10 protein-coding genes and 1 pseudogene are annotated in these 18483 nt (G+C 39.3%); 2 read left to right on the plus strand and 9 right to left on the minus strand.

Annotation, left to right across the window (positions count from 1 at the left end; all coding sequences use genetic code 11):
* Positions 1-80: 80 nt before the first annotated feature.
* Positions 81-1961, minus strand: coding sequence for an AsmA family protein (locus PVV66_RS06130; protein WP_273718951.1), 1881 nt, complete (start codon positions 1959-1961; stop codon positions 81-83).
* Between the two features lie 318 nt (positions 1962-2279).
* Here PVV66_RS06130 and folD point away from each other — a divergent pair, with 318 nt between their 5' ends.
* Entirely contained in the window at positions 2280-3179 is a 900-nt protein-coding gene (folD, locus tag PVV66_RS06135; RefSeq protein ID WP_273718950.1) for a bifunctional methylenetetrahydrofolate dehydrogenase/methenyltetrahydrofolate cyclohydrolase FolD, read from the plus strand.
* A gap of 50 nt (positions 3180-3229) precedes the next feature.
* Here the strand turns inward: folD and edd are convergent, their stop codons facing one another.
* The 5 genes from edd to PVV66_RS06160 form a co-directional block, all read right to left on the minus strand.
* Positions 3230-5053, minus strand: a complete 1824-nt coding sequence (gene edd, locus PVV66_RS06140; protein ID WP_273718949.1) for a phosphogluconate dehydratase — start codon at positions 5051-5053, stop codon at positions 3230-3232.
* A 57-nt stretch (positions 5054-5110) separates the two neighbouring features.
* Positions 5111-5863 (minus strand): 6-phosphogluconolactonase, encoded by a 753-nt coding sequence (gene pgl, locus PVV66_RS06145; protein WP_273718948.1) that lies wholly within the window; start codon positions 5861-5863, stop codon positions 5111-5113.
* A gap of 10 nt (positions 5864-5873) precedes the next feature.
* On the minus strand, positions 5874-7346 hold the full coding sequence (zwf, locus tag PVV66_RS06150; RefSeq protein WP_273718947.1) for a glucose-6-phosphate dehydrogenase: 1473 nt from the start codon (positions 7344-7346) through the stop codon (positions 5874-5876).
* Positions 7347-7466: 120 nt separating this feature from the next.
* A complete protein-coding gene (locus PVV66_RS06155; protein WP_273718946.1) occupies positions 7467-8750 on the minus strand; it encodes an FAD-binding oxidoreductase in 1284 nt (427 codons plus the stop codon).
* A gap of 11 nt (positions 8751-8761) precedes the next feature.
* Entirely contained in the window at positions 8762-10189 is a 1428-nt protein-coding gene (locus PVV66_RS06160) for a glutamine synthetase family protein (RefSeq protein ID WP_273718945.1), read from the minus strand.
* Between the two features lie 460 nt (positions 10190-10649).
* Between PVV66_RS06160 and rhuM the strand changes: the two are divergent.
* Positions 10650-11594 (plus strand): annotated as a pseudogene (rhuM, locus tag PVV66_RS06165) (RhuM family protein).
* 217 nt (positions 11595-11811) lie between these two features.
* On the opposite strand, the gene PVV66_RS06170 reads toward rhuM, so the two are convergent.
* The 3 genes from PVV66_RS06170 to PVV66_RS06180 all read right to left on the minus strand — a co-directional run bounded on the left by PVV66_RS06170 (position 11812) and on the right by PVV66_RS06180 (position 18450).
* Complete coding sequence (locus tag PVV66_RS06170; RefSeq protein WP_273718944.1) at positions 11812-13062, minus strand: MATE family efflux transporter; 1251 nt, start codon at positions 13060-13062, stop codon at positions 11812-11814.
* A gap of 606 nt (positions 13063-13668) precedes the next feature.
* Positions 13669-14919: an MFS transporter gene (locus PVV66_RS06175; RefSeq protein WP_273718943.1), complete on the minus strand. Its 1251-nt coding sequence runs from the start codon at positions 14917-14919 to the stop codon at positions 13669-13671.
* A 336-nt stretch (positions 14920-15255) separates the two neighbouring features.
* Positions 15256-18450 (minus strand): DEAD/DEAH box helicase family protein, encoded by a 3195-nt coding sequence (locus tag PVV66_RS06180; protein ID WP_273718942.1) that lies wholly within the window; start codon positions 18448-18450, stop codon positions 15256-15258.
* Positions 18451-18483: the final 33 nt, after the last annotated feature.

The following is an 18483-nucleotide window of genomic DNA, read 5'->3' on the forward strand; positions in this document are numbered from 1 at the left end:
ATTTAAATTTAAAAAAGGCTTTAAATTGCAAATAGACGAATTATTATAGAATAAAATGTCATACAAATGAAAAACAATGCTCAATCGGTATCAATATCTTTTGTAATCAAAAAATTACCATGATTTTGTCCTTTAGAGCTTAGAGAAAATGTAAAAGGCCGTGCAAGGCTATTCGCAAGGCATTGGACATCTTTACATAAAGTTTCTGACCTATGATTTTTGCGCAATTGTGCTTGTAGTATCAATTCATTCTGCTTCCCTTGAAAAATAGCCGCTGTAACAGCCTCCTGTATGGATAAACTCAAGTCTGCTGTACGCATCAATGACTCTGTCACCTTCATCATCCCTTCTGAAAAGCTTGCCTGAATATCCCAGTGATCAAAACTTGTGGAGAGAGAATCATTTCTCGTTAAAAGAAATTGCTGTTTGCTTGAAAGTTTTGTTTGTAATTCATTCAAATCATACCCTAAGAGCCGACCAGAAGACATCTTCAGCGTTAAACCGCCCTGCATTTTTGTAAAAACTTCCATCCAAGAACCCACAAGTGTTTGTATCGCTGCGGTAAAATTTGTTTTGCTCTGTACAAATGGAATAAATCCTAAGGCTTCTAAAGCCTCCTGCGTATCAATAGAAGCCCCTGAAATAGTTCCTTCAATACGTATTTTCTGTCCAGCTGGCGTAACTTCAATATTACTTTGAACGGATCCACCCCAAATATTGACATGTCCAAGATCAAAAATCCCATGCCCATTTCTTATTTGCATCGCAGCTGCTAAATTTGTAAGTGAAATATTTCCTATTTTGGCTTGTGGCGCAGAAAGTCGTATATCCACCCCAATACGATCAAAAAGCGCCATATCAAAGAATGAATTTTTCTTTTTATCCGAAAAAAACATTGAGTCCAAGAGGTTAATGTCTAAGTTATCAAATGCTAAAGAGCCCATGACACTTGGTACATAATCTTGAAAATCAAGTTCCAAAGCCCCACGTGCATTGGATTTCCCCATCGTAAATGCAACACTGTTCATTTGGATATGCATTGGTCGCGCTAAAAAATGAGATTCCCATACAATGGGTATTGTTAATCTATGTCCCCAAAACTGATTTCCTCCAACCCAAGACAAAGTCTGATTCCAGCTTGGTGAACGCATCGACACCTTTCCATCAAAAATATAATATTCAGATAACCGAGCCTGCCCTGTAAAAGTTATTCCCCCACGTACAGAATTAAGACTTGCCTTAACCTGGCTTTTTCCTCCTGCCAAAAGCAACAATGCTTGAGAAGCATCAATTGATAATTTTGTAAATTCTCCGCGCCAACGAGCATCTGCACGCAACCGTACTTCCTCAGTCGATTCTGGCCAATCTAAAGTCGCATTTAATCCTGTTATTTTTTCTGCTACTCCTGAAAAGCTGTCATGATACACAAGAGCACCATTTTTAATAACAATCCGCCCAAAAGGTTGTTTTAAAAGGTGTTCTATCTCTGGATGTTCAGGGTTATGTTTTAATATTTCACGTGCCTTGCGTATGGCTAACCCTAAGGCGCCTTGTGAGTGAGAAAATCGATCAAAAAAATCTGCCATTGTTTTAACGGGCTTTTCCATAACAAATTGAGGACGCACAATCCGCGTCTCTGAAAAAGAAACACGCCCCCAAAGAAGATCGACGACAGAAAGATCAACTTCTATTGATTCAGCTTCCATTAATGGTGCAACATCATCCATTTTTGATGTTAAAGTAATGCCAGAAAGCAACGCTTTAGGATAAGGAAAAAGATTTAACCGCGGTGGATCACGCAATTGCACGTTATAACCTGTCCATGCACTCAACTCTTGCGCTAAACGAACACGAATCGCATCCGTAGAGACAAGATAAGGTAAAACAAGAATCCCCACTCCAAATAAAAAGATAATTGTAATAAAAATTCCGCTCAAAAATTTTATTATTCTGATGCGCACAATATCCCTCTACACGTATCCCCCTATAACAGATTAAAAATAAACTTAAATAATCGTTAAAAGGCTTTTTATAACCCTATAATTCATCATATCCATTTTGTATTTTCATTATTTTTGTTCTTTATCCAAAGTTTATTCAAACAGCAATATTGCTGCTTCTTTATAAAGCAATTATTTAAAAGTCTTATAAAACTGTAAATCCACAACATTATCAAACCATTCTTACTGTTCTCATATGAATATTGCTATAAAACTCTATCGTATTATTAGAAAATGCTTTACAAAAAAACAAACAGCCTTACCGAAAGGATCTCTCTCATGAATAATATTATCGACGGAAAAAAACTTGCTGAAGAGATTATTGTGAAAGTTAAGGCTGAAACAACAAAACTCCGCGATAACTATAATATACAACCTAGTATCGCTGTTATTATCGTTGGAGACGATCCCGCAAGTCAAGTATATGTCGCCTCAAAAAATAAAAAAGCTGAAGAATGTGGGTTTCTTTCAATCAAACATGTCGTTTCCAAAGAAACGCAAGAAAAAGAGCTCCTTCAACTTATTGCAACATTAAATTCTGATCCCAAAATTCATGGTATTTTGGTACAGCTACCTCTCCCAGCCCATATGAATACAAACCTCATAACACAAGCTGTTGCTTTCCAAAAAGATGTTGATGGTTTTCATTATATCAATGTAGGAAAACTCGCAGCAAATGCACTTGAAGATGCTATTATTCCCTGCACACCCGCTGGTGCTATGATGATGATTGAACGACATTGTGGGCGAGATTTATCTGGACTTGATGCTGTCGTTGTTGGACGCTCTAATATTGTTGGAAAACCTATGGCTGCCCTTTTAACAGCGGCCAATGCTACTGTGACAATTGCCCATAGTCGTACTCGTGACCTTGATGATGTCTGTCGGAGCGCTGATATTCTCGTAGCTGCTGTAGGCCGCCCACAAATGATTAAAAAAGACTGGGTAAAAAATGGCGCAGTTGTTATTGACGTTGGTATTAACCGCATTCCAGCTCCAGAAAAAGGTATAGGAAAAACGCGTCTTGTCGGGGATGTCGATTTTGAAAACGTAAAAGAAAAAGCTGCTGCAATCACCCCTGTTCCAGGAGGCGTTGGCCCCATGACAATTGCCATGCTTATGGTTAATACACTCAAAGCCGCCGCCCGATTACACAATCTTCCTATACCAAAATTCTAAGAATTGTAACAATTATTGCACATGGTTCATCTTGTTTCTTTTTGCATTCCTCATGTCATAAAAACAGATGCCCCTTGATCTGCACGATTAACCAATTGACGAAAAACACGAAAAAGTTCGCGTCCAACACCATAGTCGTTTTTTGAAAGATCAGGAGGTGTAATTGTTCGCGCGTTAAATTTTGCTAAATCCTCTAAAAGAGTTAATTTACCCCCATGAACATCAAGGAAAACAATGTCACCGTCTTGCAAACGCGCAATGGGACCATTATCCAAAGCTTCTGGTGTCACATGGATGGCAGCAGGAACTTTTCCTGATGCTCCGGACATACGACCATCCGTTATCAATGCTATCCTTTGACCGCGATCTTGTAAAACGCCTAAAATGGTGGTTAATTTATGAAGCTCTGGCATACCATTGGCTTTTGGTCCTTGGTAGCGAATAACAGCGATAAAATCTTTATCATGTAACGCTCCAGATTGAAAAGATTTTTGGAGCTCCTCTTGATCATTAAAGACAAGGACTGGTGCTTTAATTTGCCAATATTCTGGTTTAACAGATGAAACTTTTATAATAGCGGTTCCCAAATCTCCCGATAAAACACGAAGGCCACCGTCCGGTTGAAATGGTTTTTTCCAACCTGCTAACACCTTATGATCACCACTTTCCTTGAGAGCTGCTTCACGCACCACACAGCCATCAGCAGAAAGCTTTGCTTCAATTGCATAAGCATTGAGATCTTTACCAAAAACTGTAGCAACATCTTCATGCACTAAACCGGCCTCAATAAGCTCGCGAATAATAAATCCTATACCCCCTGCTGCATAAAAATGATTGATATCAGCCAAACCATTCGGATAAATTCGCGCTAAAAGAGGCACATGGCATGAAATTTCTGCAATATCATGCCATGTCAATTGAATACCGCAAGCCGCAGCGATAGCTATCAAATGAATCGTATGATTGGTAGAGCCTCCTGTTGCATTTAATCCTACAATGGCATTCACAAAAGAACGCTCATCAATGATCATACCAAGTGGTCTATAATGATCACCAAGATCGGTCATTTCAAGTACACGCTTTGTAGCTTCTTTTGTTAAAGCATCACGCAACGGTGTATTCGCATTGACAAAAGAAGCTCCCGGCATATGCAGCCCCATCATCTCCAGTATCACCTGATTTGAGTTAGCAGTCCCATAAAATGTACATGTCCCTGGACCATGATAAGAACGGGCTTCTGATTCCAGCAATATTTGGCGATCTATTTTATTTTCCGCGTAAAGTTGACGTATTTTTACTTTTTCATCATTACCTTGCCCCGTTGTCATAGGACCAGCGGGTATAAAAATTCCTGGTAAGTGACCAAATGTGAGTGCACCAATCAATAAACCGGGGACGATTTTATCACACACCCCAAGATACAATGCTGCATCAAAGACATCGTGTGATAAGCTTATAGCTGTCGCCATTGCAATCACTTCACGCGAAAAAAGGGAAAGCTCCATCCCCGCATTTCCCTGCGTAACACCATCGCACATCGCAGGAACACCCCCTGCTACCTGTGCAACACCACCAACCATACGGGCCGCCTCTTTAATTAAGTTAGGAAACTTTTCAAAAGGTTGATGTGCTGAAAGTATATCGTTATATGCCGTGATAATGCCAATATTCCCAACGATATTTCCCTTCAAACGCTCTTTGTCTATTGCACCACAAGCAGCAAAACCATGAGCCTGATTAGCACATCCCAAAAAACTCCGCTTGGGACGATGAGTCTGTGCGTTCGCGATACGATCTAAATAAATTTCTCGTGTAGGTCGAGAGCGTTCATAAATCCTTCGTGTAACTGTGGCAATTGTCTTGGAAAGTGCCATATTTACTTCCCCCCTTCATTGATGCTCCCCCTCATTCATTAAAGAGAGAGTGCGTTTCTATTCACCTTGTCTCTCATATTTTAATTCACTTATTTCATTTTCTGCAGGCGACCAATAAACCTGCACAAGATGAGGAGAATTACGCAAAATCGCCCGAACCGGCTTTTCTATTTCAGACCCATCTTGACAAGCTTCTTCAAAACAGTCGCGTTTCTGAAAACCTTCGAAATGGAGAATAATGCAACGAGATTGCATAATAACTGGCAGCGTTAGAGAGAGTCTTGGCTCAATGGCACTTTTTGCATGAAGTGGTAGAACAAGTGCTTGTGTTCGAAGATCAAGTGCTTGCTTTAGACGATCAGCATCAGGAAAAAAGGAAGCCGTATGTCCATCAATCCCCATTCCTAAAACAACAACATCAAAGGGTTTAGGCAAACTATTAATACGATTTGCTGCTGAAAAAGCAGCAAGTTCAGCAGTAATTGCTTTATGATAAAGCCCTACAAAACGTGCTTTTGCAGCAAAATTCTGTAATAAATGACACCGTACCATATGTTCATTTGAACGTTCATCGTGCGCAGGGACAAAACGTTCATCAACCAAAGTGATAATGATATTTTGCCAATCAATATCTGCTTTTGATAAATAATGAAAAAACAATTCTGGCGTTTTACCACCAGAAACAGCTAAAATCGCACGCTTGCGCTCTAAAACAGCTATACTAAGCTCTGCTGCAACACGGTCAGCCAATGCTAAAGCAAGAGTTGTGGGTGTTTCAAAATTTAAACGGTCAATATTCATTCTATACATACTTACTGCTCTAAATTAAATTGTTCCATATACGTCCATCACGTTCCATAAGGATTGTCGAAGCAGTGGGACCCCATGAACCAGCACTATAACCATGAACAGGCTGTTTTATTGCTTCCCATCCCTCAATGATTGGATCAATCCAACGCCAAGCAGCCTCAACTTCATCACGACGCATAAACAGTGTTTGATCTCCACGAATAACGTCCATTAATAAACGTTCATAAGCATCAGGGTTACGTTCAGAAAATGCAGAAGCAAAACTCATGTCTAATGGAATATGACGAAACCGCATACCGCCATAACTCGGATCCTTAATCATCAACCATTGTTTTACACCTTCATCCGGTTGGAGACGAATAACAAGCCGATTAGAAAAAATTTCATCTAAATCCACATCAAAAATATTATGAGGAATAGGTTTAAATACGATAACAATTTCAGACATTCGCGTGAACATGCGCTTACCTGTTCTTAAATAAAAAGGTGTATCGGCCCAACGCCAGTTATCAATCTTAACCTTAAGCGCGACAAATGTTTCGCTCTCACTTTCTCTTCCCAAGTCATCAAAATAAGACTCTACAGATATACCATTTGATAAACCAGCAAGATACTGCCCACGCACAGTGTTCTGCTCTACGTTACGCACATCAAGAGGTGTTAAAGAATGCAAAACTTTAAGTTTTTCATCACGCACAGCATTGGCACTGTTGATAAATGGTATTTCCATCGCAACCAAACAAAGAAGCTGCAGCATATGGTTTTGAACCATATCGCGTAGAGCACCAGTACTCTCATAATATTCTGTACGCCCCTCCAACCCTAAAGATTCAGCAACGGTTATCTGAACATGATCAATATAGTTCGCGTTCCATAGCGGTTCATAAAGTGTATTCACAAATCGCAATGCCATTAAATTTTGGACAGTTTCCTTCCCAAGATAATGGTCAATGCGGAAGATCTGTTCTTCATTAAAAACACTTGCAAATGCATCATTAAGCCAAACCGCTGTTTTTGCATCACAACCAATTGGTTTTTCAATGATAATTCGTGTTTGTGGTGTTACCAAATTGCTTTTCCCCAACTTCATCGCGATATCAGCAAAAAGTGACGAACCAACAGCCAAATAAAAAGCTCGAATATCTGCTGAATCTTGTGACAAAAAAAGGGCTAAATCCTCCCACCCTCGGTTTGAGGAAACATCAACAGAAACGTAAGTTAAACGTGCAAGAAAGCGATGGAGTTCAGTTGAATTGAGATCTTTTGGATGGATATGTTTTTCTAAACAAGCTTGGACAAAATTTTGATATTCTTCACGACTTAAGGAAGTGCGCGAAACGCCAATAATACGTGTTGGCTCACTAAATTGCCCAACACACTGGCAATGATACAAGGCCGGCAAAAGTTTGCGTGAAGCCAGATCACCATTGCCACCAAAAACAATACAATCAAAAGAAGAAACTGGAGTAATTTTACGCGCCATGAACTTATTTATTTTTCTATTCGATTATGAAATCCCATATTACTTATAAAAGCTTCCATCATTAAAGCAGACAGATACTAAATAAGCCATTAATTTTCTACATTTCAATCAATGTTTCTATTAAAGGCGATCCATTAAAGAAAACCAACGCATTGCTAAAAATATAAGTGGATAACGCAAAACGCTTCCTCCCGGAAAAGATGAAATCTTTAAGTCCTGAAAATAAGCAAAACGTTCATGATTCCCTGTCAACCATTCTGCGTACAATTTTCCCATAAAAGGAGCAAGCATAACGCCATGCCCTGAATAACCGCCACAATAAGTCATCCTTGAGAAAAGTTGGCGAACATAAGGCATACGCTCAACCGTGATGGCAACCGTTGCCCCCCAACGATGGCTGAGATTGATAGAGTGTAATTGAGGATAAATTTCAGCAATTTGCCGTTTTATTCGTGCATCTAAATTTACAGGATTCTTATTATTGTAACTTTCTACACCCCCAAATAAGAGACGATTATCAATGCTTTTGCGAAAATAGCGAACCATAAAACGGGAATCATCAACCGATTCACCCCCCATGAGAATTTTACTGTTCTTTGGTAATGGTTCCGTTGCTCCAATATAAGAGCGAATAGAAACAATATTTTTCTGAATAAAACGCTGAAGCCCAAGTTTATACCCATTGGTTGCGAGTAAAACATGCTCTGCTGTTATACTCCCTTTTTCTGTTATCACTTTCCAATGAGCCCCCCTGCTCTTCATGGTTGTTACTTGTATCTTTTCATAAAGTTTAGCACCAGCATCTTTGGCTCTTTTTGCCAACCCAACAATCAATTTTAAGGGATTTATATGGCCGGTATCCGCATCATAAATACCACCACAATAAAAAGGCGATCCAAGTCGCTCAGATATTTCTGCCCGATCCATAAAAGTAAGTGCGTGATAACCATAACGCTGCATCGCCTCAATATGCCGTTGATAAGAGAGAAGCTCATGCCTTTTATGGGTTACAGAAAGCTGCCCCCCTATAAAATCACAAGGGTAATTAGGCATCGCGCATAAAGATAAAATATCTCTTTTTGCTTCTTCTGCTAAATCAAATAGCACTTTACTGCGCTCAAAACCATATTTTTTCTCTAATGTTTCGGCCCATTGCCGTTGCCCCGTTCCTAGTTGTCCACCATTGCGTCCCGAAGCACCATCACCAAAACGTGATGCTTCAAACAAAACAACATCCACTCCAGCCTTCGCTAAATGATAAGCAGCTGAAAGTCCTGTAAATCCACCTCCAATAATGACCACATCACACTGTCTATCTTCACAAAAAGAAGGATAAGAGGGGCGTTCTTCTAAAGTATCTTCATACCAAGAAATTCCTGGAGAAATTGGATTAGAGCCAATCATCGTGATAAACCTCAAACATTAAGCAAGAGATATTCGCGCTCCCACGGGCTAATCACTTCCATAAAAGTTTCAAACTCTTGTCGTTTGATCGCAGCATAAGTACTGACAAACACATCTCCTAGAATAGCACGTATTTCTGTATCTTGTTCAAATAAATTAACCGCTTCAATAAGACCACGCGGTAACTCAATATTATCAGCATTCACATTATTTGTTGTTGGCTCATCCGGTTCAATTTTTTGCTGTAAACCAATGAGACCACACGCTAGAGAAGCTGCAAGGGCTAAATAAGGATTCGCATCTGACGAAGGGAGCCTATTCTCGACACGCCGCGCTTGAGGAGCAGAACGAGGGACACGAAATGCTGTGGTACGGTTATCGTATCCCCATCGCAAATTAACAGGTGCTGAAACATCCGGCATAAGACGTCGATAAGAATTTACATAAGGCGCAAGCATGACAAGTCCCCCTGCCATATGTCTTTGTAATCCACCAATAAAATGGCGAAAACAAATACTTTCTCCACCATCTTCCTGCGTAAAAATATTCATCCCTGTCTTCTTATCAACGACTGATTGGTGAATATGCATAGCAGAACCCGGCTGTCCTTGAATGGGCTTAGCCATAAAAGTTGCATACATATTATGTTTAAGTGCTGCTTCACGAATTGTGCGTTTGAACATAAAAACTTGATCAGCCAATTCTATCGGATCACCATGACGTAAATTGATTTCAAACTGACCGGCCCCTTCCTCGTGAATAAGCGTATCAATCTCCAATCCTTGCGCTTCCGAAAAATGATAAATATCATCAATGAACTCATCAAACTCATTCACACCGGCAATTGAATAGCCCTGTCCTCCACCAATTGAACGTCCAGAACGACCAACAGGAGGAACTAAAGGATAATCCGGATCAGGATTTTTCTCTACTAAATAAAACTCAATTTCTGGTGAAACAACTGGTTTTAGACCCATTTGCGTATAAAAATTGACAACTTTTCGCAAAACATTTCGCGGTGTATAATCGACGACCTGTCCATTTTGATATACAAGATCACAAATCACCTGTGCCGTAGGGGCCTCTTCCCATGGCACGATACTTAACGTAGACAAATCAGGCTCAAGACGCAGATCACCATCGGTTTTGGGATATTCAAAGCCGTGTCCATCTTCAGGATAATCTCCTGAAATTGTTGCCATAAAAACCGCTGAAGGTAGCGCTAATGATGTTTCCGATGTAAATTTTTTAGAAAGCATCATCTTGCCACGCGGCACACCTGCTTGATCAGGCGTAATACACTCAATATCTTCTACATTACGAAAAGAAAGCCATTGTAAAACTTGCTGCCAGTTGCTTACACCACGCAAATTTTTAAGAAAACCAGAAACAGGCTTAGAACCCTTACTTTTTATTTGTTTACCATTTTTCACAGCCATAACACACCAACTTAAAACACAATCAAGCCCCGCTATTATGGTACCATCCCATGCATGAATGTCACAAAAAATATTTTAATCAACTTAATTTTTATAGAATATATAACGTCTATCAAAGCAAAATCGTTCTTATCATCATTCTAAGCTGCTGATTGTATCAAACATGATGGGGAAATGGTACTGCACGTCATATATCGCGTGCTAATCTTCTTCTTATATAAACAGTGCAAACGAGCGTGAATTATTGTCCTTAGCCTTTTGCCAATATCGTTTGACAGCCAACAGAAAACTCGTAGCATTCAGCAGCAAAAGACGCGTTTTAAGAAGGTATCAGATGCCCCCTAAAAAATTAACCATCCGCAATAGCACTGCTGAATTTCTGATTTTCACTCAACAAGCTGGTGAAGACAGCATTAAAGTTCGCTATGAAAATGATACAATCTGGCTTAGTCAAAAGCTCATGGCAGAGTTATTCAGCGTAGATGTACGTACAATCAGAAAACATTTAAAAAATATATTTGAAACTCAAGAATTAGATGAAAACTCAGTTATCCGGATTTTCCGGATAACTGCCTCTGATGGTAAAAACTATAATACTCAATTTTATAACCTCGATGCCATTATCGCTGTTGAATATCGGGTTAATTCCAAACGCGCGACACAATTTCGACAATGGGCAACGCAAATATTACGTGATTTTGCAATTAGAAGCTATGTCATAGACAAAAAGCACCTTGAGAACGGCATGACTCTTAATGAAGATTATTTAGAACATTTACTCGCTGAAATAAGAGAAATTCGCCTTAGTGAAAACGGTATCAAAAAATTACACATATTTATACAACCAGTATAGATTATATTTATACAACCAGTATAGATTATAACAAAGATGCGCCAACGACACACGAGTTTTTCGCAAAAGTTCAGAATAAGTATGCATTTCGCTGTGCACGGACAAACAGCAGATGAACTGATGTTTAAGCGAGCAGACAGCAAAAAAGAACATATGGGCTTAGCAACGTGGGAGAATTCTCCACATAGTAAATCTCCACATAGTAAAATTGTAAAAACCGATATCACAATTGCTAAAAACGACCTAACACAAGATGAACTTAAGCAGCTTGGCTTAATTGTTAATGCTTATCTTGATTTAGTAGAGAGCCGCGCAGAGCGAAAAATACCAATGACTATGGAAGATTGGGCAAAACAATTAGGTAAGCTCCTTGAGCTTGAGCAGCGAAATATTTTACAAAATTCTGGCACAATCACAGCAAAGATTGTCAAAGACCATGCCGAAACTGAATTTGAAAAATACCGCATCGTTCAAGATAAATTATTTGAATCTGATTTTGATAAAGCAATTAAAGCCCTTGAGAAACCTCGGCGTAAAAAAAGTGATGACTAAACTCGTAATAAGCTTGAATAATGTTGAATCGCAGCACTTTCCACAAATGTGTCTATGCACGCAAAAACACTCCCAGCACAAGCCAAAAATCCCGCATTCATAGCCACCAACAACTAATTCCCGCCTCAATCTCATCCCGCCCCAAACATAGGATTGCGTTTTATTAAATACCCCACGCGCATATAATTAAAGAGAGAAACGATTAAACTGGCACCAATCATGCCAAGCCAATAAAGCCATATTCAAAAAAATGTGCCATGAGAGCTCCCCCAAATAAGCCTATCCCCCAATAGCTTATTGTTACAACAATTGTTGGCCAAAACGTATCAAGCAAACCCATAAGTATGCCATTGAGCATGGCTCCTAAAGTGCCAAAAGCAAAAGACAATAAGATAAACGGAAGCAACTCCCAAGAGAAAACAATAACGTGGACTGAAGAAATGTCAAAGATGATTGAAAGAATGAATTCATAAGAAAAATAAACACCCCCTGATAAAAACAAGACATAAGCTATAGCAAAAATTGTGACATTCATACGTAACTGTTTTAGAGCCATATGATTCCCATCTGCCCTATACCACGCTGCTATTGTCGCGGCTGCGCTAGAAATACCCAAAGCCACCACAGAAATAAGCATATCAAGACGCATTCCAATCGTATGTGCTGCCAAAGCTTCAACCCCAAAAGCTGTAATCATGAAGGCAATGACAGAAGGAAAACCTTCCGCAATAAGAATACGTATACCAATGGGAAATCCTACGAACAGCAATTTTATGATTCGTGAAATCTCAAACTTTGGTCGCAAATAATGAAAGTGAAAGGAATGAAAAGCAGAATTGTGGGACAGAATGATTGCCACTGCCATAACAATCAAAATACGGATCAAACTACTCGCAATTCCAGCACCAAAGACACCTAATCCGCTTGCAGGACCTATACCAAAAATAAGCAGCCAAGAAATAAGAAAATTCATAGGGATAGCTGCAAGCATAACAAAAGTTAAGGGCTTGGGATGACCAATTGCTGAAAGTAATCCACGGCTATTTACATAAAGATAAAAAAACACCACCCCTATAGCAGCACCACTATTATATTCCTGCGCTATCTTAGCAATTGTCTCATCTTGTTCGAGAAGACACAAAATATTCCTCGTATTGAGTAAAATGATTGCACTCATCATTCCAATCAAAAGGGAAAGCCATATTCCTTGATCAAACCACGCCTTCAATGCATATCTATCTTGTCTGCGAAAACTTTCCGCAAGTTTTGGTGCAACCGCAGTAATAATCCCTAGCCCCAACAACATCACAAAACTAAACAGACTCAGAGCTAACATTGTACCACTTAAGGCTTGAACACCTAAATGCGCCACAAGCGCTGCATCTGTAAAGGAAATCATCATCTGCGAGATAAACCCAACAGCCAGTGGCATGCCAAGAGAGAGCAATTGCTTCATCACAACAAACATTGTGAAATACCCTTCCCTATTGAAGAACGTATTAAGCTTGAATCTTTTAAATAAAACGCATTGATTTTTTCCGTAAAGTCCTTCCATCGCAAGTCTTGCCTAAAGGATGCATAATGAGCACTCATTAAACTAAAAGGAAATGAGCAGTTCTGAGAAGTGCAATGCACTTTTATGCGTTTTTTGGACCTCATGCCATGCGTTTTTTTATACAATATTATGCCCCCAAGCAGCTACAGTCGTTGATAAAAGATCCTCAGCAAGTGTTTGTTCGTCTTGCACATCCATTTTTAGTATTTTTAATAAAACTTTTGGTACTGCAAGTCATACACCAGTGCTAACCTTCTCTTACCCGCTGCTTACATATGTAAAAAAACAAAGCCGACCGAGTTGTCAGAAAACGCAGGTACTTTGTTATGCTCGTTCGCGATATTTCTGACTAATAAGAAGCACAATCATTTGACGCATTCAAATCGGTAAGCATCTCTCCTAAAAACGATGGACAGCTATTAATTTCGACTAAATCCATATAAGATGACCCACACACTATTTTTTCCTGTGTCTTTACGTAAGTCACAGGCAAGGCTCTGTTCAACTGTATCTTCACTTTCAAACCTCCTCGTCTTTTATTAACTTTTTATCCGTATAAAGCCAGGCCAAATTAAGCGGGATAATTAAACATATACAAAGCAAGGTGAAACAAAAAGCAGCTTCTATACAAACATTGTTTGCCAACAAACCAATCAGCACAAGCGCTAAAATACCAAAAATACGTGCAAGAAAACTAACAATGGATAAAACCGTATTTGCATTCTTTTGTTGAATATGTTTAAAAAATTCTGCTTCAAACTGCGTCATAGGGACAGAAAAAAAACTGTGAAATACGGTGAATAAAATAATAGGGGCCCAACTGTTTGCAACGAGAAGCAGAGCAAGCATAACAACAGCACTCAGAACGAGTGAGCACAAAGTTATCGCCATAGGAGCATATTTGTGCATAAGATATTTAATTACAAAGCGATTAAATAAGTATTTTACGAGAGTATAAGACACAAAGCACAAGCCAAGAATAAGAATTTTAGTCTTTCCCGTTGCATTGTCTAATACTCCTGTTTGTCCCAAAATAAAAGGCTGCCAAAAATGAAATATTGGCTGCAATGCGGCAACAATAAAACCACATATCAATATATAATATAACCCGATTTTTGAGGTAACTAAATGAGAAAAAGCTTCTTTTGCATGCAACAGAGAACCCGAGTCTATTGACTGACTACCCGAAACGGATGCAATATCTATCCCCCTCACCCGACTAAAAAAGAATACAAGCATGAGAAACCCGAAAGAACAAAAATAATATGCCGACTGATAATTATCCATACACAAAACAATAAGGACACCTAGCGCACCAGCAACCGTATTCATGAATGCTGTCAGTTCTCGCTTATAGGCGTTTACTTGGTGGTAGATCAAACTACCCTTGTAACCACCACCGTCGATTAAACCTTTAATCCATGTGCTATCAGCGCCAGAACATAAAGCAAAGCCTAAAGCATAAATAATTTCTGCCGGAATTAAGACAGAAAGATTAGGCGCGTAGATACATAAAAAGAAGAAGAGCGAAAAAAAGAAACATGATAAGGTAACATTTTGTTTAACGCCGATTTTATCTCCTAAAATCCCGCAAGGCACTTCAAAAATACAAATAGCCACGCTAAACACAATTTGCAATAAAGCTAACTGTGTTATACTAACGCCCATAGACAACAAAAAGAAAGCATGGAAGGAACCTGTAATTAGCCGAATTCCGCTCATTGCTCCACAGCCATAGAGCAACTTTTTAACTTCATAATCTATCGTCATTAATATATCCAAAAGCTATAAAGCTAGCAGCTTTTTGCCGCCAGCTTTATATATTTTAAAACCTCAATTCGTAAAAGTGCCTCGAGAAGCCATTTTCTGCTTACTTGCTCAGACGTTTAGCGCAACAACATCAACCCGCTTAATTTGATTTTTTTCAGTGGTTTATACATACTTTTAGTTTTCATAACTTTACCTCCCGTATTCAATGAAAACAATTAAATTTAGAATAAAGTACACATTATAGCTATTTTGTAGCTACCTTTTATCAATTTATCATCTTGATATAAAAAGCTTTGCTCTTCCCCACGCACTCACGTTAAGTATTTCATGCACCAATCATTCTGCAACAACCACCGCAGCACTTGAAAACTCACGCTCCCCTTCTGGCAAAGTACGCTTATATTCACGCCAATTTGTCACCGGCTGTTCGTTAAACGCAACACTCGTTCGCAGCGCGGCAAAATGCGCTTTGCCGCATTTAATCTTCAGTATTTCTTTAAGACGTAAATCAAACTCGCTGTTCGCCCCTTTTGTCTCTAGCACAAAGTAAAGCTTTTGTTCGCCATCCCGCTCTAAAAAGACCGCCCAATCAGGCGTATAAGAACCTATGGGAGTGGCTATTTTAAAACTTCTTGGCAGTTTAAAAAACAATCTGACTTCAGGATCATTTTCAAGACTTTGTGCAAACTCTTTCTCCACACTGCTTTCATAAACCACATGATCATACACACTCTTCTCACTCGCAACAGCTGTACGCTCTAAATTCGCCACAAGCTCTTCACTGGTAAAAAGCTCTTGCACACTATATTCTTGCCCAACCAGCTTTAAATATTTGATGCCATCAATTGTAAGATTAACATGGGTTTTATCGAGTATTTCTTCTATGCGCTCTAAAAAAGCTTGTGGATTTTTCACAAATTCATGCTCACGACCACTCTTTATCAAAATACCAATAATTGTCTTTGCGGTTAATTTCAGCTTTAAGGTCAAATAATGTACAATATTCGGCAATGCACACCAACTATAATCAAGCGCACTCTGCTTTAATAATTGCTCTTCATAGGTCACACCAGCACTATCCAGTTCTATCTCTGCTGTTTGATAAACCAAATGCGCAGGCGCAACTGGCGCCATTTTTTCCACTGCATCCACTGCTTTGGCGACAAACTCTGTGCGATCAAACTTTGCACGATAAGTGGTCTTTTTATTGATCTTCTCCCACAAGTCCAAAAACTCGGGCGAAACCACTGTTTGCTTTTTAAGCTTAACCCGCACCTCGCGCGTAGCATTACGAATCGGCATAGCTTGGCTCGCTTCTAGCGCCTGCAGCACAGCCCGCTTTTGCCCTTTACTAAAACGTTCACTTAAATCCAACGTCCCAGCCGCACATTGTGCTTTTAATGTATCTGTGATTTTTCCTGCTGATGTAAGCAAAGCTTTTTCACGCAACTCAACCAATATATCAGCAGCCTCTTGCGGAGACAGAATCTTTTTTTCCGTCACAGCTGTCACATAAGTCACATCTTGCAGTGTCTCAACATTAATAAGCGCGCCCGCGTCAATTTTTTTCACAATTTCTTGACGCAATTCGCATGACATTTCCTCCGCCCCTATAGCTTCAAATTCGCTCGCCACTAAATCTTTATCTACTTTAACGGCACCCGACTCATCAATCAAATCTTTTGCAACAAGTGTTTTAACAATTTCTTGTGCTTGCGATACTTCCACTTTAGCGGCAACATATTTTACATCTTCATAAACACGGCCAACCAACTGCTCCATCTGCAATGTACCAAGTTTATAACCAATATCCGCCTCTAATTCTTTTTGCAATGTACTCACAAACTCAGCAAAGCTTTCATTCACCATGACATGCAGCACATTTATATCTTTATCTTCCACCTGTTCACCTTGTTGGTTTACGCACAAGCGCAAACCGCGACCAATCTTTTGCCGTGTAGTAAAATTCGATTTTTGCTCAATCAACATGCACACTTGAAATACATTTGGATTATCCCAGCCTTCTCTCAAAGCCGAATGCGAAAAGATAAAACGCAAAGGGCATGCAAAAGATAATAACCACTCTTTATCGCGCATAATCGTGTTATAAGTGTCATCATCAGCTTGGCTGTCGCCCTTTGTATCCTTATACACACCCTTCTTGTCTTGTGAGAAATAACCGCCGTGCACGTTTCGAACATTTTGAGCAAATTTAGTCCGCAAGGAGGCATATTTCTCTTTCGCCAACAACTCTTCATAACATTCTTCAAACATACGCTCATAAAGTGCTGGCTCTTCATCAGAGCTACGATATTTAGCCACCTCATCAATAAAAAAAAGTGATAAAACTTTAATCCCTAAAGGCACAAGCCGCAATTCCTTATCTAAATGTGTTTCTATCGTGCGATAAATTTGCGCGCGTTTAAGCTCTATTGTATTCACATCACCAAGCGCGTGGCCAAATTTGACAATTTCAGTATCAGAAAATTCAACAGCTTCATCCCCTGCCATACAATTAATACCCGAAACAATATAACCCCTATAAAGCTCACGCCCGCCCGTAACGTGATACAGATCATCGCCTTGCCTCACTGTAACTGTTTTGCGGCTAACAGTGCCATTCTTTCCCGCAATATCCAATTCTAAGCGCGCCTTAAAGCCATGTTCGTGGGATACGGATTTCAAGGCAATATAGGGACGGTTAAAATCTTGCTCTATCTGGTTAGAAGAGACACAAATTTGCTTCACTAGTCCTTTTTGATAAGCATCAACAGGTGTTAAACGATATAAAAGATTAATCTCATCTTTATGCGTGGCACTATAGCGAAAAACACAAAGTGGGTTAAGGCTTGCAATAGCCTCCTTCGCTTTTGCTGTATTATCCACCGATTGCGGTTCATCTATGATCACAATCGGATTTGTGTCTTGGATATAGCGCATAGCACTTTCGCCATTCAGTCTATCCTGCGGAAGGTTGATAATATTTTCTGCTTTTTTAAATGCATCAATATTGATAATCATAATTTCAATATTGGTCGAGCTTGCAAATTGGCGAATTTGCGAAAGATCTTTTGAATTATAAATAAAATAACGATAGGGTAGATTATTAAACTCTGCTTGAAAATGCTCCCTCGTTACCTGCAGTGATTTATATACCCCTTCGCGAATAGCAACACTTGGTACGACAATAATAAATTTGGTAAAGCCATAGCGTTGATTTAACTCAAAAATCGTCTTGCTATAGACATAAGTTTTGCCTGTCCCCGTTTCCATCTCAATAGAAAACTGCTTTTGCTCTAACGTCTCACTTGCCAAGAGTTTATTGTTCTGTTGCACCTCTCGTAAATTTGCTAATATGCTTTCATCACTAATCAATAATTGATTACCATAGCCAAATTCCTTTAACGCTAATTGTCCTTGTTCTGAAAGCAAGGAAAAAGAAGAATGCTGTTGTGGTTGGCCTTTAAATAAATCAATGACGCTTTTAACCGCATCATTTTGAAATTCTTGTTGTTTAAATTTAAGTTTCATATCGCCGCCCCAATCGTCTCTCTATAGTTTAAA

The sequence above is a fragment of the Bartonella sp. AU16XJBT genome, assembly GCF_028618665.1.
GTDB lineage: Bacteria > Pseudomonadota > Alphaproteobacteria > Rhizobiales > Rhizobiaceae > Bartonella.

Excerpts from the sequence above, each read along its gene's own strand:
- folD (WP_273718950.1), top strand. The coding sequence starts at position 2,280 with ATGAATAATATTATCGACGGAAAAAAACTTGCTGAAGAGATTATTGTG.
- edd (WP_273718949.1), bottom strand. The coding sequence starts at position 5,053 with ATGGCACTTTCCAAGACAATTGCCACAGTTACACGAAGGATTTATGAA.
- pgl (WP_273718948.1), bottom strand. The coding sequence starts at position 5,863 with ATGTATAGAATGAATATTGACCGTTTAAATTTTGAAACACCCACAACT.
- zwf (WP_273718947.1), bottom strand. The coding sequence starts at position 7,346 with ATGGCGCGTAAAATTACTCCAGTTTCTTCTTTTGATTGTATTGTTTTT.
- PVV66_RS06155 (WP_273718946.1), bottom strand. The coding sequence starts at position 8,750 with ATGATTGGCTCTAATCCAATTTCTCCAGGAATTTCTTGGTATGAAGAT.
- PVV66_RS06160 (WP_273718945.1), bottom strand. The coding sequence starts at position 10,189 with ATGGCTGTGAAAAATGGTAAACAAATAAAAAGTAAGGGTTCTAAGCCT.
- PVV66_RS06170 (WP_273718944.1), bottom strand. The coding sequence starts at position 13,062 with ATGTTTGTTGTGATGAAGCAATTGCTCTCTCTTGGCATGCCACTGGCT.
- PVV66_RS06175 (WP_273718943.1), bottom strand. The coding sequence starts at position 14,919 with ATGACGATAGATTATGAAGTTAAAAAGTTGCTCTATGGCTGTGGAGCA.
- PVV66_RS06180 (WP_273718942.1), bottom strand. The coding sequence starts at position 18,450 with ATGAAACTTAAATTTAAACAACAAGAATTTCAAAATGATGCGGTTAAA.